Source organism: uncultured Arcanobacterium sp., from assembly GCF_947253055.1.
Classification (GTDB): domain Bacteria; phylum Actinomycetota; class Actinomycetes; order Actinomycetales; family Actinomycetaceae; genus Arcanobacterium_A.
This window is the reverse complement of the sequence record NZ_CAMXYE010000034.1, coordinates 1-14,089: the sequence shown is the minus strand read 5'-3', so window position 1 is coordinate 14,089 and position 14,089 is coordinate 1. Positions and strand designations below refer to the sequence as shown.

Genomic DNA, 14,089 nt, shown 5'->3' with positions numbered 1-14,089 from the left:
TATAAGAGATGCGGGTGGAATTTTCCAATTCCACCCGCATCTGCAATATCGCTAATACGTACCTAAAGACTTAGGAAGTTATTTCTTACTCCGCGTCTTCCGCATTTTCTCCTACACGTACCCGGCGGAAATCAGTGATTTTCCCGCCCGCAGCTTTTACGATCTGCCCGACCGTCTGCTTCGGGTCACGCACATAGGCCTGCTCTAGAAGTACGATTTCTTTGTAGAAACCCTTTAAGCGGCCGGCTACAATATTGGGGATAATCTTTTCCGGCTTACCCTCGGCGCGCGTCAACTCCGTAGCAATTCGCTCTTCGTTTTCCACTACTTCGGCGGGTACCTGGTCGATAGATACATAGCTCGGGTTCATAGCCGCAATATGTACTGCTACATCGTGAGCTATCGCTTCCCCAGCCGCATCGGTAGCCACAATTACTGCCACCTGCGGAGGTAAATCAGTAGAAGTCCGGTGCATATAAGCTTCGAGATGCTCACCAGTGATTACTTCTAAGCGGCCAATGGCGAGTTTCTCGCCAATTACGCCCGTGAAGTTGGTAATGCGATCGGCGATGGTGCCATCAGCGTGTGGAGCTGCCAAGATATCTTCTACCGTACGAGCTTCCACCGCCACAGCTGCGTCCAAAATTTCTTCTGCAAAAGCAATGAACTTCGCATTCTTAGCTACGAAATCCGTCTCCGAATTTACTTCTACGATATATCCGGTCTGGCCATTCCCATCGCTAACGATCTTGGAAAGTACCAAGCCGTCCGAAGCAGTCCGACCTTCGCGCTTCGCAGCAGTTTTAACGCCCTTCAGCCGCAAAATTTCTTCAGCTTTCGCCAAATCGCCTTCTGCTTCCGCCAAAGCGTTCTTTACATCTAACATTCCTGCGCCGGTCTTTTCGCGCAGAGCCTTAATATCGGCCACAGTATAGTTTGCCATTATTCCTCCACAATCAATCAGATTGTTTTATTTCTCTTCTGCAGCAGCTTCATCAGCTTCGGCAGAGGCGCTATCTTCTGCAGCTGCCTCTGCTACTTCGGCTGCTTTTTCTTCGGTGACCTTCTCTTTGGCTGCTTTTCCTTTGGTGGCCTTCTTTTCAGTGGCCTTCTTTTCAGCTGCTTTTCCTTTGGTGGCCTTCTTTTCAGCTGCCTTTCCTTTGGCGGCCTTCTTTTCAGTGGCCTTCTCTTCGGCGGCGGGAACTTCTGCAGCTTCATCAGCAGCTACTTCGTCAACGGCAGCTTCTTCAGCTTTGGCTTCATCAGCTTTAGCTTCATCAGCAGCGGCTTCTTCACCAGCCAAAAGCTCGCGCTCCCACTCCGGCATCGGCTCTTCGGCCACTTCGTCTGCATTCTTCGCAGTATTGCGAGCAAGCAAGCCTTCGGCTACCGCATCAGCCACAATATGGGTGAGTAATTCTACGGAACGAATCGCATCGTCATTGCCCGGAATGCCGTAATCCACTTCATCCGGATCGCAGTTCGTATCGAGAATAGCTACTACCGGCACATGCAACTTACGAGCTTCTTTTACAGCCAGATGCTCTTTGGTGGTATCTACAATCCACACTGCGGAAGGTACCTTCACCATATCGCGGATACCGCCGAGGGTGCGCTCCAGCTTTTCTTTCTCCCGGCGCATCATGAGCAGCTCTTTCTTGGTGCGATCATTGGCCACGGTATCGGAGAAATCGATCAGTTCCAGCTCTTTTAAGCGCTTAATCCGGGCATGCACGGTTTGGAAATTGGTGAGCATACCGCCCAGCCACCGCTCGTTCACATAAGGCATTCCTACCCGCTCAGCTTCTTCTTTAATCGACTGCTGCGCCTGCCGCTTCGTGCCTACAAAAAGAATATTTCCGCCGTGCGCTACCGTTTCTTTTACGAAATCGTAGGTGCGGTTAATATCGGCAATGGTCTTGCGCAAATCGATAATATAAATTCCGTTGCGGTCATTTAATATATACGGCTTCATCTTCGGGTTCCAGCGCCGCGTCTGATGCCCGAAATGTACGCCAGCTTCCAGCAGCTGGCTCATGGTAACGACTGCCATGGTCGTCGTCCTTTCTTAACGGCAGGGATTTCCTGCTCTCGGTTTTATCTGCAGAGAATACTGTCAGATCCTAGTGTGCATTCAAATAGCTAAAGAAATCTGCATCGGGCAGTTTCTTCACCGCACTATTTGACCCCGCAGGCAAGGCACACGCGAAGTCTGCCATTTATAAAAACGGCAGCCCTTTTATTTTACCGGAGAAGAGCCCCAAGTATCCAGCAGAAAAATGATGCTGAATGCGATGTTCTACACAATTATTGCCAATATCTCGGCATATTTTGGGTATCTATTGACTTTAAAGATGAGATTTTGATTTTGGGCACAAAAAGTACATACGGCTAATTTTTCCGCAAGTAATCCTGAGCGCAGCGCAGAAAACGGAAAACTGGTGAAACTGTAGCTATGAAACGAAAACTACTACTCTGGGCGTTAAGTGGAATTTTGCTTTTACAGCTGCCGGTATTTACCGCCGGAGCTGCAGTGCAGACTGCCCGAGCTATACCGCCGATTGCCCACGCTACGCCGACAATCTCTCGAACTGTACTACCGCTTCCCCCAGCCATACCCCAGAGCATCCCAGCCACACCCCAGAGCATTCCAGTCACTGCGCAAAAATCCGCATCGTTACCAAAAAACTATAACTGCCCGCTTTCTAGCTGCCGAGTGGCGAGAGCTTTTTCTCCGGGAAAGCACAATTGGAATGCGGGGCATCGCGGAGTGGATCTAGCTGCTTCCTTCTTCATGCCCGTATATGCTCCGCAACAGGGAAAAGTAGTATATAGCGGACAACTAGTTAATAGAAAAGTGCTCTCAATTTTCCACCCGGAAAATATCCGCACCACGTATGAGCCAGTTTTACCGTTGGTGCAAAAAGGGGAAGAAGTGCAGCGCGGGCAGCTAATTGCAGTTGTGGTGGGAAAGCATTGCGGTATGAGTACTTGTCTGCATTGGGGTGCAAAAACTGCTCCTGATAATTATCTGAATCCCTGGCTACTATTAGCGAAGAAACGAGTGCGCCTCCTATAAAGCACAGCTTGGATAAATAGCGCCTACGTGCGCATCCACCTGCACATCCACCCGCGCGCCCACCTGCGCATCCACGTGCCCATGCACCCACGCCGAAGATTTTTACGCCCGCGGATGTGCCTGCTGAAATGCTTTCTGCAAGCGCTCGGCACTTATATGCGTATAGCGCTGCGTGGTAGCGAGCGAAGAATGCCCGAGAATTTCCTGCACGCTGCGCAGATCAGCACCACCATCGAGCAAATGGGTGGCTGCCGAATGGCGTAAATCGTGCGGCGATATGGGAGGTAGACCTAGTTGCCCAGTAGCTCTTTCCAAAATTCCTCGCACTATCCGCACATCTAACCGCCCACCTTTTTCACCTAAGAAAACGGCTGTTTGGGCTGAGCTAAGCGCGGTGGATTTAGAGGAAGAGGAGGTGGAAACGGGCAATAGCTGCTCTCGCACCTCTAGCCACTCCGCCAGAGCGTATTGCGCCATTTTTCCGTAAGGAACTATGCGCTCTTTCCCACCTTTGCCGTAAATACGTAAGGTATCTTCTCCGATATCCGCTAGATTCAATCCCACGCATTCACTCACGCGAATGGCGCTGGCGTAAAGTAATTCAAAAATTGCCCAGTTCCGCAATTCCACTGCTCCCCCAGATTGCGCAAGTGATTGAAAATAATCTAGTAATTTCGCAGCTTGTTGGCGCGATAGAACCTGCGGAAGCCCATTTACCACTTTCGGAGCTTGCAGCCGGGCGCCGGCATTTTTCTCTAAATAACCTTGCCGATAGAGCCAGTTAAGGAAAGTGCGAATAGCCGCAGCGTGGCGAGCGATAGAAGCCCGACTCTGCCCTTTATTACTAAGCATCGCCAACCAGGCTCGTAAATCCGCTAAATCTAAATAACGCAGCAATTCCACCTGCGTAGAACCAGCGGCCGGAGTACCACCCTGCGTAAATAAAAACTGGCATAAATCGTTAGCTTCTTGTAAATATGCCCGCACGGTGTGCTCGGAATAGCCACGCCGGAAACGGAGCTCTTTTTTATACTTTTCCAGCAGCTCGAGAATTCCGGCACTGAGTTCTACCATTACACTTTTCCACCCTGCTCTAGTGCAGATTCTTCACCCAAAGATTTCCGCATTTATTAATATGCCCACTCAAAGCCAGTTTACTCAGTTTTATTTGTGCTTCCACTACTGGGCACCCCACGGAATTAGCAATTTTTTCAGCTGCTCCGGGATAGCGCTGCGGCACCGCATCATAAATACGAGCCGTCAACTCATCCCAAGCTTTTTCGAAAGGAATAACGCCGAAACCAGATTCACTTTCTTTTCCGGCCGCTAAAGGCAGCATCCCTTGCCCGAAAGGATCGATAAGCTCTTTTACCTGCGCCGGCTGGTAGATCAAAGTGCCGCCGTTGCGTATTAAATCATTGCACCCCTGCGCCATCGGAGCACTTGGCGCTCCCGGAACTGCTCCCACTTCCCGTCCAATTTCCAGAGCTTGCCGGGCAGTATTTAGAGCTCCCGAGCGCCCGCCGGCCTCGACTACCACTGTGGCTAAACCAAGTGCAGCAATAATTCGATTGCGCAGTAAAAAGCGAAAACGCTGCGGAGTAGCTCCCAGGGGCGATTCACTCACCACTGCTCCGCCGCTTAGCAGCACTTTTTCATAGAGCCCGGCGTGGGAACGCGGATAGACTCTATCTACTCCAGCCGCAGAAAGAAGAATCGTCTTTCCCGCAGCCAATAACGCTCCTTGGTGGGCTGCTGCATCTATTCCGAATGCGCCTCCAGATACTATTACGAAATCTTCTGCCAATTCGTAAGCAAAATCGCGCGCAATATTTTCCCCATTATGAGTACAGGCACGCGCTCCGACCACCGAAACAGCGGGGAGCTTTAATATATTTTCCGCGCCGCGCACCCATAAGCTAAGTGGGCAGCGTTCTCCTAAATCTTCCAATTGTGCCGGCCAGTATTTATCTCCTGGAATCAATACTTTTATCCCCAGCTTTTCCAGAGCGGCGGGAGAAAAATCTGCTAAGTTTTGTAGCCGTATTTTCCAAGCAGCTCCGGCCGGCGGCAGTTGTGGACTATTTGCGCGCAGCAATTCTAGCGCCTTTTCGTAGCCATGCTTTCTCACCCATCGCACAGCTGCTATATCTCCTCCTTCGGTGATACGCGACCAAGTAATCGCAGCTAAATGTGCAGAATCTAGACTAGTTTCACCCATCAGATAATTCCTTCCGCACCTCGTAATAAACAGGCCGCCGCAATGTCTTCATCATGTGGGGAATCGTGGCCGAAAAAATCTGCTGTGCTCCAGGCAATTCGTAAGATTTTATCTATTCCACGCAGCGAAAGTTGCCCCTGCTGCCAATGCCGCTCTAAATCTTTTACCGCTCCACCTTTCCACGGCGTATTCTGGCGGAGCCACTTTCCCGGTAAATCTTTGTTCTGCAGCGTATCCGGCAGCGAGGCATCCTGCGCAGCCCGGCGGCGTTGACGAAAAATACCTGCCGCTACTGCTTCTTGCGCTTCTTTACTACTAACACTGCCCCCGCGGCGCATATCCGCGCGCGAAGGACGGCGCAGCTGCAGGCGAATATCTATCCGATCGCGTATCGGCCCACCCAAATTGCGCCGATATAGGCGAATATCATGAGAAGTACAGCTACATTTGGCACTGGCGGGCCCCATTCCACATCGGCACGGATTAGCCGCGGCTAGCAGCTGAAAAGCTGCCGGATAACGCAGGCGCGCTCGCGTACGCTGCAACTCTATCCAGCCTTTTTCTAAAGGTTGACGCAAAGACTGAATAGCAGAATTAGGAAATTCAGCAAATTCATCACAATAGAGTACTCCCCGATGGGCAAGCGTAATTGCCCCCGGCAACGGCGTGCCACTGCCACCCCCAATTAAAGCGGCCACCGAAATAGTGTGATGCGGAGAAATAAAAGGGCGATACCACGGTAAATCCGTAATTCTTACTCCACAGAGCGAACGAATAGCTGCCACCTCCATCGCTTCTGCCTCCACCAAAGGCGGCAAGAGCGCGGGAAACCGCTCTGCTAGCATGCTCTTCCCCACTCCCGGCGGCCCCAACATCTGGGTGTGGTGCCCTCCGATAGCTGCTATTTGCAGAGCCCAAATAGCCTCTTCTTGCCCATATACATCTGAAATATCTCCCTCTGGATTTTTCACTGGAGCTGCCAGCTGGCTCAAATTTCCAAAAGATTCTTCAGCTCTGTTACCACCCCGCGAAGCTGCACTCTTTCCCGGAGAATTCGCACTCTTTTCCGGCACCGCTCTTCTACTTCCTGGTACAGTTTCGACCTCTGGAATAGCAATAAGTTTTCTCGGCACCCGCAATTTTGCTGCTAAAGCTGCTAAATTTGCAATGCTGATAATGGAAATTCCACTTACCAGCTCCGCTTCGTGCTTATTCTCCTCCGGCACAAAAGCTTGGCGAAAACCAAGCTTCTGCGCAGCCAGTAAAGCGGGTAATACGCCGCGCACACCGCGCACGGCGCCATCTAAGCCTAATTCTCCTATCAGAAAAGTATCTGCAGGCAATTGCCCGTAACCCAAGGCGCCAATTATGGCGGCAGCGATTCCTAAATCGAAGCCCGCCCCGGATTTAGCAGTATCTGCCGGAGATAGATTGACGGTAAGCCGCTGATTCGGCCAACCCAAACCCACATTGTGGAAACTGGCGCGCAAGCGTTCTTTGGCTTCAATAACCGCAGTATCAGCCAAGCCGACCATAGTAAAAACTGGGAGACCAGTGAGCAGAGTAGCTTCTATTGCCACATCTGTGCCTTCTAAACCTTGCAAACTTATGGCATGCGCAGTGCCGAGCGCCGGGGTATTCATAGCGGCAAATCTTTCATATGCCGTAAGGTATATTCCTGGCCCCGTATTTCAATACCGATGCAATCTACTGCGATATGCGGCCAATAGGTTTTCTGCTGCGAAACCCAGGCAATTAAGAGAGCACGCAATCTGCGCAGTTTAACTTCAGTTATTGCTTCTTCAGGAGTGCCGAATTTTCGCTGGCGGCGCGTTTTAACTTCCACTGCCACCGCCGCTTGTCGCTGCGGATCGTAGGCAATTATGTCTATTTCTCCCCCGCGTATCCGCCAATTGCGCTCTAAAATTTCGTAGTCGTTATTCTGCAAATAAGCAGCCGCACATTTTTCACCCCAAGCTCCCAGCGCCTGGCGGGTATTTAGTGAATTACCAGCGCTTTGCCCACTCGATACCAGCATGAGATTACCTCCTGCCCCTGATTCAAACACAGCAGAGGTAAGGAAATAAGGATGGCCCGGCAGAGAGGGAAAATACTGGAGCTAGCAGAAAGCGTGGAAAACCTAAGATGAAAATTTTAGATAAGCTCAGTGCTTAACTTCCCACTAAATTCAGTGCTCGAAATCGATTTCTTTACTTATATCCGGTTTATTGAGTTCTTCTACATTCACGTCTTTAAAGGTGACTACCCGCGCGCCGCGTATAAAGCGAGAAGAGCGAAATATATCCCACACCCAGGCATCGGTCAGAGTGACTTCAAAGAAGATATCGCCGTTTTCCGCCGCGCGCACTTTTACATCTACGTCATTAGCTAAATAAAAACGCCGTTCCGTCTCTACTACAAAACGGAAAAGATTTACTACGTCTTGATATTCGCGATAGAGAGCGAGCTCCCGTTCCGCTTCGTAATTTTCTAATTCACTCATAAGCCCGCACCCTCTCTATTCCGCTATCCCCGGTAATTTCCAAGAAATACGATGATATTCGCTAACTCCGTACTGCTGCAGTGCTGCAATGTGCTTAGGAGAAGAATATCCCTTGTTATGCTCCCAATCATACTCCGGATGTTCGGTATTTAGCTGACTCAGCAAAGCATCTCTTTGCACTTTTGCTAAGACGGAAGCCGCCGCGAGCGCAGCACATTTCGCATCGCCTTTTACCAAGGTTTTTACCGGTACATTGGGCGGGCACAATTCGGGTGGTTGTGGAGAGTAGAGAGAATTATTTCCCCACCAATTATGCGAACCATCTAGCAGCACTGCCGTAAATTTCCAACCTTGTTGCCGTAAATCAGCGCTCGCCCGCGCCGCCGCCGCTTGCAAAGCAGCTATAATTCCCCATTTATCTATTTCCGCTGCTGAGGCATATCCGACTGCATAGGCGCGTACCCAATCTTTAAGTAACGGGACCAGGCTTTCCCGCGCAGCGGCAGAAAGCATTTTAGAATCCCGCAGCGCACTTGGAAAATTATCCGAAGTAGCGCCATCCACTAAGGCAATACCCACGGCTACCGGCCCAGCTAAAGCACCGCGCCCTACTTCATCTACTCCCGCTAAAAGCGGATTTTCCACCGTCTCTGCTAAGTCAGCTAAAAGCGCTTTTTCTAGTTCCCGGCTCGGCTCTAAGGACCTATCCATCCCTAGGCGCTACTCTCACCTTTATACTCTGCCACCGACTCGTTCACCGAGTTGCCGGGGGCCGGCACCGCAGAAAATACGCTACTAGCATCCGGTATTCTTCCCCAGCGCCCGAAAGGATAGATGCGCAACCAAGCGCGCCCTTCCAGATTATCAATCGGCACAAATCCGAAACCACTGTGCTTTTGATGGAAGCGCGAATCCTTCGAATTGCTACGATTATCTCCCATTACCCACAAGTGACCGGCCGGCACTTGCACCGAAAATTCTTCTTCCGAAGGCACCATACCCTCGGGTAAATAACTCTCCGTTATCGGAGTGCCGTTCACCGTAATTTTTCCATCTGCACCGCAGCATTCCACCGTATCGCCAGGCATGCCGATGATTCTTTTCACTAGATGATGCCCAGAATTATGCGGCAGTAATCCTACCGTCTGCCCAATTTGTTCTAAAGAGCGCCGGAGCCGCGAGCCTTCTTTCTCGGGCATTTTATCTAACCAGCCGCCTGGGTCTACGAATACTACTACATCGCCTCGTTGCAGCTCTTTTTCACTGTCCGCTAATTTATTTACCATAATGCGGTCGCCGGGAATCAAAGTATTCGCCATGGATTCGGAAGGAATTTCAAAGGGTTGAATTAGATAAGTTTTCAAAAAAATTGCACAAATAAGAGCCACTGCTACTACGGCCAATAATTCTAAAAGCCCTGAAACCACGCGGGAAAGAGTACTCTCCGGCGGATTAGAATCCGGAGATTTTTCTCCCGTTTCCGCAAAAAATTCTTCTTCTGCTTTAGATGGAAAGAGTGCTATGCCGTTTTCCGCATAAAACTTTTCTTGGGCGTGGCGGCTTTCCGCGTTTTCAGCAGGAGAAAAAGACGGCGGCATAGCTTCCCCACCGATGCCGGAATCGCTATAACCCGACTTTTCTTCCATTCCTACTCCTGCAGTTAGGCTCTTCAGCACTTATAAAGTTTAGTAACGCGGTACGAATTATTTACTTAAGTAGCCTATCTTAATTTTGCTCAGAAATAGCAGAGGAGAGGTGGGTACCTCTCCTCTGAAAATTTTTATCCAGGCAAACGCTTTTACTGCCGCTTTTACTGCTCGTCAGCGCGCTTTTCCCGAATTTTTGCTGCTTTACCGTAGCGGTCGCGTAAATAGTAAAGCTTGGCGCGCCGTACTTTCCCGCGCGTAAGCACCTCGATGGAATCCACATTTGGAGAATGCAAGGGGAAAGTACGCTCCACGCTCACACCAAACGAGAATTTCCGGACTGTGAAAGTGGCTCCAATACCTTTGCCACCCCGCCGCGCCAGCACCACACCTTGGAATGCCTGAATACGCTCGCGGTTACCTTCCACAACTTTTACATTTACTTTTACCGTATCGCCGGCCCGAAATTCGGGGCGGTCTTTTAGTTGCGCAGCAACTACTTTATCTAGAATCTGCATGATTCATCACTTTCCGATCTGCACGCAGGCCAGAACGATCTAGGAACTTTTTATTCCCTACGGAATAACTCGCTGGAATGCCACCCCCTGCGGCAGGCTTGACATTCTATTTAGCGAGGAACTATCTCAGTTTGTCATATTTAACCGGCGCACCATAGTTATATCTTTGTTGGACTCATCACCTACAAAGAATACCCGCTGCCCGCTCAGTAAAAATCCTACCTTTTTATAGGCACGCTGCGCCCGTTTATTCGCCTGATTCGTACCTAGCCATATGTACGGCTCTGGCCACTCTCGGCATTGCGCAGCTGCATCGGCTAGTACTGCTTTTAAGAATTGCTTACACAGTCCGCTTCCCCGCCACGATCTACCTAAATAGAGTTTGGAAAGATAGAGCAACGGGCCTTCCCGCGGTATTCCGTCCACCACGAAATCTACCGGTGCCCCCTCTTCGATATTCGCCGCTCCCGCAGCTCTCGGGATATTTACCAGCGAGTAGGCAGCTATTTCTCCAGTATCTGTGCAAGCTACTAGCACTCGCCGCGTTTCCTCGTTTATATAATCGCGAAAACAGTTTTCGGAAAGATTTTCTGCAATAAAACTAGCTATGGCATCTAGGCGCATTCCGGGTGGGCAAGCATCGGGGAAAGTCTGTGCCGCAAAATCGGCCAATTTCTTTGCCTCTTCTAAGCGCGCGGGGCGAAACTCTATTTGCTGCAAATGCGGATATTTTTCCGAATCGGCCGCGAGAAACCACCCAGCTGCCGCCAGCTGCCGTAAATCGTCTTTTTCCAGCTGCGCACGGGCGAGCTCCCTTATCAAATCGGGGCGCAGCTGCGCCGTTTTCCGCAGAGCCTGCCCGCGGCGCCACTGCCGGACTTTCTGATGATTTCCGGAAAGTAAAACTTCCGGCACCGCTAAACCCCGAAATTCGAGCGGACGCGTGTACACCGGGTATTCTAAGAGCCCCGCCGCGCCATAAGATTCTTCCGTCAACGATTCCGGATTTCCCACCATACCGGGCACTAGGCGCGCGACTGCTTCAATAAGTGCAATAGCTGCTACTTCCCCTCCGTTTAGCACGTAATCGCCGAGGGAGTATTCAAATACTTCTACTTGCGAATTCTGCTCGTAGTACTGCGCCACCCGCGCATCGATGCCTTCATAACGCCCACAAGCCACTATGACGTGTGAACTTTTTGCTAATCGGTGGCAATCTGCTTGCTGTAGTTGTTTACCGCCGGGAGTGGGAATAGCTAGCACCGGGCGCGGGCCGGAATTTTCTGCCAATACGGAGTCAATAGCTTTCCCCCAGATATCGGCCTTCATCACCATTCCGGCACCGCCCCCGCAAGGCGTATCATCTACTGTGCGGTGAATATCGGAAGTGAAATCTCGTAAATTGTGTATGCCGATATCTAATATGCCTTTTTCCTGCGCTTTTCCTACTAAAGAAAGCTGCAAAGCCGCAAAAAATTCCGGAAATATACTTATTACATCGAAGCGCATTTATTCTCCGCTTTCTTCGGCTTCTTCGGCAGGCAACTCGGCATCGGAAAACAATCCAGCCGGAGCATCTATCACCACGCAGTGATCAGCAATATCCACTTCTCGCACTATATCGCGCACAAAAGGCACATAAGCTAATTGGCCATCTGGTTCTTCGACTACTAATAGATCTTGCACCGGGCGCAAATAGAGATCTTTCACGATTCCCAGTTCATATCCCTCGGGGTCTAAGGCTTCTAAACCGAGGAGTTCGTGTGGATACCAGGCGTCTTCTTCGGGTTCTTCTTCATCTGATTCCACTATTAGACGCACGCCTCGCAAGGTATCTACCGCATTGCGATCACTAATATCGGCAAAACGCACATACGTATTGCCTTTATATTCTCGCACTGCGGCAATTACGAGCGGACCTTCTTCGGGAGGAGTGGTTTCTAAAGAAGCTCCCGGATATAAGCGCAACTCGGGCTTATCGGTACGCACATCAATTTTGACTTCTCCTTTTAGCCCGTGCGGAGCTCCAATAATGCCTACGGTTAGTTTCATATCCCGCTTCCTCTCAATCCCACCTCCACAGATATTTCCTTAGGAGGCAGAATACTCTCCCTCTTTATTATCTGTAAATTAAGGAAATTTTCTAATCAATAGCCATAAAGCGAGGGCGGAATGCACACCATATATGCGTTCCGCCCCTGCTTATAAGCTATTTACTCTAAAACACCGGCTGCTTAGTCAGATTCAATTACATCTACGCGCAGCGGACCTTCAGTCGAAAGAGCTTTCATTACCGAACGCAAGGCTTTCGCAGTGCGCCCGCGCCGGCCAATTACCCGGCCTAAATCGCTCGGGTTCACATGGATCTCAAAGAGTTTGCCACGCCGATTGCTGCGTTCCGTAATTTCCACATCGTCCGGATTATCTACGATACCCCGTACTAAATGTTCCAGAGCTTCTGCCAACATTAGGCTTCCTCAGTTTCTGGCGCTTCTGCAGTTTCTGCTGCGGCATCTGCGGCATCTCCAGCACTTTCCGCCTCGGCTGCTGCTTCTGCTGCAGCTTCTGCCTTGGCGGCGGCTTCAGCTTCCGCCTTAGCAGCTGCCTTATCGGCCCGCTGCTTTTCTGCTGCGTCCTGAATAGCTTGAGCTGCCTGCTCCCGCGCCTGTTGCTTATCTACTTTTTCTACCGTACGCAGAGTCGATTCTCCCGGTAGACCTTTAGCTGCCTGCCAATCACCAGTAATTTTCAGCTGTGCTAATACTGGCTCAGTCGGCTGCGCGCCCACGGAAATCCAGTACCGGGCTCGTTCCGAATTAATGTCAATAGTAGAAGGATTGGTACGCGGGTTGTAGAAACCAATTTCTTCAATTACCCGGCCATCACGCTTCTTACGAGAATCCACTACTACCACCCGGTAGGAAGCTTCACGAATTTTACCTGTACGCTTTAAACGAATTTTGACTGCCACTTGTGCGGTCACTCCTAGTTCTTTTATCGGTGGGAAATTTAGGGCGGTGGGAAACACGCCTGCCATTTACCCGGACTAAGACTCCATCGAGGAAGAGAGGGGCTCGATAAAGCCGAAGTACATTCGTATATTCTGCCAGATTTTTCTCAAAGAAGATAGTCAAGTACCCCAAAATCGCGGTGTTTCCGCTCACTTAAATCTCCACATCAGCAGCTAGTCAGAATCCTCGCACAAATAGTTAGCTAAATTCTCTACGTTGGTGCCTGGCTCAGCACCTCTAAGTGCGCAGCCAAAATTCTGCACCTAAATCTCTGTATCCGCTTCTCTAAGTTATTTACCTAGCGAATGCGGTCGAAAAAATTTATCTCCATAAAATAAGATATTTCTAATGCATGGAAGAAAGTATTTCGGGGCTGCGAACTGTGGGAAAATGCGCAAAGACGCCTCCTTTCTCCGGTGTAAATTCCCGCGATTATCGGCTACAAAAGAATTATGCAGAAAAATTCTCCGGCAGCAGCGCCAAATAGGGTGCAAAGCGAAAGCCTTGATCTTTCACGCTACGCCTGGATTTCTATTGTGGCTGCTCTCAGCACAATTCTTTTGAAAACTCTCGCCTATCTGCTGGTGGGTTCGGTCTCTCTGCTCTCTGATGCTCTTGAATCCGTGGTAAACCTAGTGGCGGCACTGATAGCACTATTTGCCTTAAAATTAGCCGCTAAGCCAGCTAATTCTCGCTATACTTTCGGCCGCTCCAAGGTGGAATACTTTTCTGCAGCAGTAGAGGGGAGCATGATTCTCGTAGCTGCTTTGCTGATTATTATCTCGGCAATAAACCGGATTATGCACCCGGCTACCCTCAACAATTTTGAAATTGGCTTAACTATTTCTGGGCTTTCCGCACTAATCAACGGCGGAGTCGGCCTCTACCTAGTGAAAATAGGGGAAAAGCGGCAATCTCCTACCCTGCACGCAGATGGTAAACATCTGCTCACCGATTTCTGGACCACAGCCGGAGTGATTCTGGGCGTATTCCTCATCTGCTTGACGAAAAAAAATATTTTCGATCCGCTGCTCGCTATTTTCGTGGCAATAAATATCACCTGGACGGGGCATAAATTGCTCCATAGCTCTTTAGCTGGGCTAATGGATGT

General features: G+C 50.2%; 15 protein-coding genes and 1 pseudogene. 2 read left to right on the top strand and 14 right to left on the bottom strand.

All coding sequences use genetic code 11. From position 1 onward, the window contains the following. Nucleotides 1-85: 85 nt before the first annotated feature. Together tsf and rpsB are read right to left on the bottom strand one after the other, a co-directional pair. A complete protein-coding gene (gene tsf / locus Q0X35_RS03520) occupies nucleotides 86-943 on the bottom strand; it encodes a translation elongation factor Ts (RefSeq protein WP_297565488.1) in 858 nt (285 codons plus the stop codon). A gap of 312 nt (nucleotides 944-1,255) precedes the next feature. Next, nucleotides 1,256-2,053 (bottom strand): annotated as a pseudogene (gene rpsB / locus Q0X35_RS03515) (30S ribosomal protein S2); the annotation flags it as partial. Between the two features lie 402 nt (nucleotides 2,054-2,455). Between rpsB and Q0X35_RS03510 the strand changes: the two are divergent. Beyond that, a complete protein-coding gene (locus Q0X35_RS03510; protein ID WP_297565485.1) occupies nucleotides 2,456-3,079 on the top strand; it encodes a M23 family metallopeptidase in 624 nt (207 codons plus the stop codon). Nucleotides 3,080-3,181: 102 nt separating this feature from the next. On the opposite strand, the gene Q0X35_RS03505 is transcribed toward Q0X35_RS03510, so the two are convergent. From Q0X35_RS03505 to rpsP, 12 genes are all read right to left on the bottom strand, one after another. Next, nucleotides 3,182-4,153, bottom strand: coding sequence for a tyrosine recombinase XerC (locus tag Q0X35_RS03505; RefSeq protein ID WP_297565483.1), 972 nt, complete (start codon nucleotides 4,151-4,153; stop codon nucleotides 3,182-3,184). 19 nt (nucleotides 4,154-4,172) lie between these two features. Continuing rightward, entirely contained in the window at nucleotides 4,173-5,300 is a 1,128-nt protein-coding gene (gene dprA, locus Q0X35_RS03500; RefSeq protein WP_297565481.1) for a DNA-processing protein DprA, read from the bottom strand. Then, nucleotides 5,300-6,943: a YifB family Mg chelatase-like AAA ATPase gene (locus tag Q0X35_RS03495; protein WP_297565480.1), complete on the bottom strand. Its 1,644-nt coding sequence runs from the start codon at nucleotides 6,941-6,943 to the stop codon at nucleotides 5,300-5,302. Before Q0X35_RS03495 ends, dprA begins: the two co-directional genes overlap by 1 nt. After that, a complete protein-coding gene (locus tag Q0X35_RS03490; protein WP_297565478.1) occupies nucleotides 6,940-7,338 on the bottom strand; it encodes a YraN family protein in 399 nt (132 codons plus the stop codon). Before Q0X35_RS03490 ends, Q0X35_RS03495 begins: the two co-directional genes overlap by 4 nt. A gap of 150 nt (nucleotides 7,339-7,488) precedes the next feature. After that, entirely contained in the window at nucleotides 7,489-7,803 is a 315-nt protein-coding gene (locus Q0X35_RS03485) for a DUF2469 domain-containing protein (RefSeq protein WP_073996150.1), read from the bottom strand. Nucleotides 7,804-7,818: 15 nt separating this feature from the next. Continuing rightward, nucleotides 7,819-8,514 carry a ribonuclease HII gene (locus Q0X35_RS03480; RefSeq protein ID WP_297565476.1) on the bottom strand — a complete coding sequence of 232 codons (696 nt, stop codon included), beginning with the start codon at nucleotides 8,512-8,514 and terminating at the stop codon, nucleotides 7,819-7,821. Between the two features lie 2 nt (nucleotides 8,515-8,516). Beyond that, nucleotides 8,517-9,479 carry a signal peptidase I gene (gene lepB, locus Q0X35_RS03475; RefSeq protein ID WP_297565473.1) on the bottom strand — a complete coding sequence of 321 codons (963 nt, stop codon included), beginning with the start codon at nucleotides 9,477-9,479 and terminating at the stop codon, nucleotides 8,517-8,519. Nucleotides 9,480-9,613: 134 nt separating this feature from the next. Next, on the bottom strand, nucleotides 9,614-9,967 hold the full coding sequence (rplS, locus tag Q0X35_RS03470) for a 50S ribosomal protein L19 (protein WP_297565471.1): 354 nt from the start codon (nucleotides 9,965-9,967) through the stop codon (nucleotides 9,614-9,616). A gap of 126 nt (nucleotides 9,968-10,093) precedes the next feature. Continuing rightward, on the bottom strand, nucleotides 10,094-11,476 hold the full coding sequence (trmD, locus tag Q0X35_RS03465) for a tRNA (guanosine(37)-N1)-methyltransferase TrmD (RefSeq protein ID WP_297565469.1): 1,383 nt from the start codon (nucleotides 11,474-11,476) through the stop codon (nucleotides 10,094-10,096). Beyond that, nucleotides 11,477-12,019, bottom strand: a complete 543-nt coding sequence (rimM, locus tag Q0X35_RS03460) for a ribosome maturation factor RimM (RefSeq protein WP_297565466.1) — start codon at nucleotides 12,017-12,019, stop codon at nucleotides 11,477-11,479. It abuts the gene before it with no gap. Between the two features lie 182 nt (nucleotides 12,020-12,201). Then, entirely contained in the window at nucleotides 12,202-12,435 is a 234-nt protein-coding gene (locus Q0X35_RS03455) for an RNA-binding protein (RefSeq protein WP_073996145.1), read from the bottom strand. Beyond that, nucleotides 12,435-12,938 (bottom strand): 30S ribosomal protein S16, encoded by a 504-nt coding sequence (gene rpsP / locus Q0X35_RS03450; RefSeq protein WP_297565490.1) that lies wholly within the window; start codon nucleotides 12,936-12,938, stop codon nucleotides 12,435-12,437. Before rpsP ends, Q0X35_RS03455 begins: the two co-directional genes overlap by 1 nt. Before the next feature lie 492 nt (nucleotides 12,939-13,430). On the opposite strand from rpsP, the gene Q0X35_RS03445 reads away from it, so the two are divergent. Continuing rightward, nucleotides 13,431-14,089, top strand: a 659-nt coding sequence (locus Q0X35_RS03445; RefSeq protein WP_297565461.1) for a cation diffusion facilitator family transporter, incomplete at its 3' end; no start/stop codon positions are given.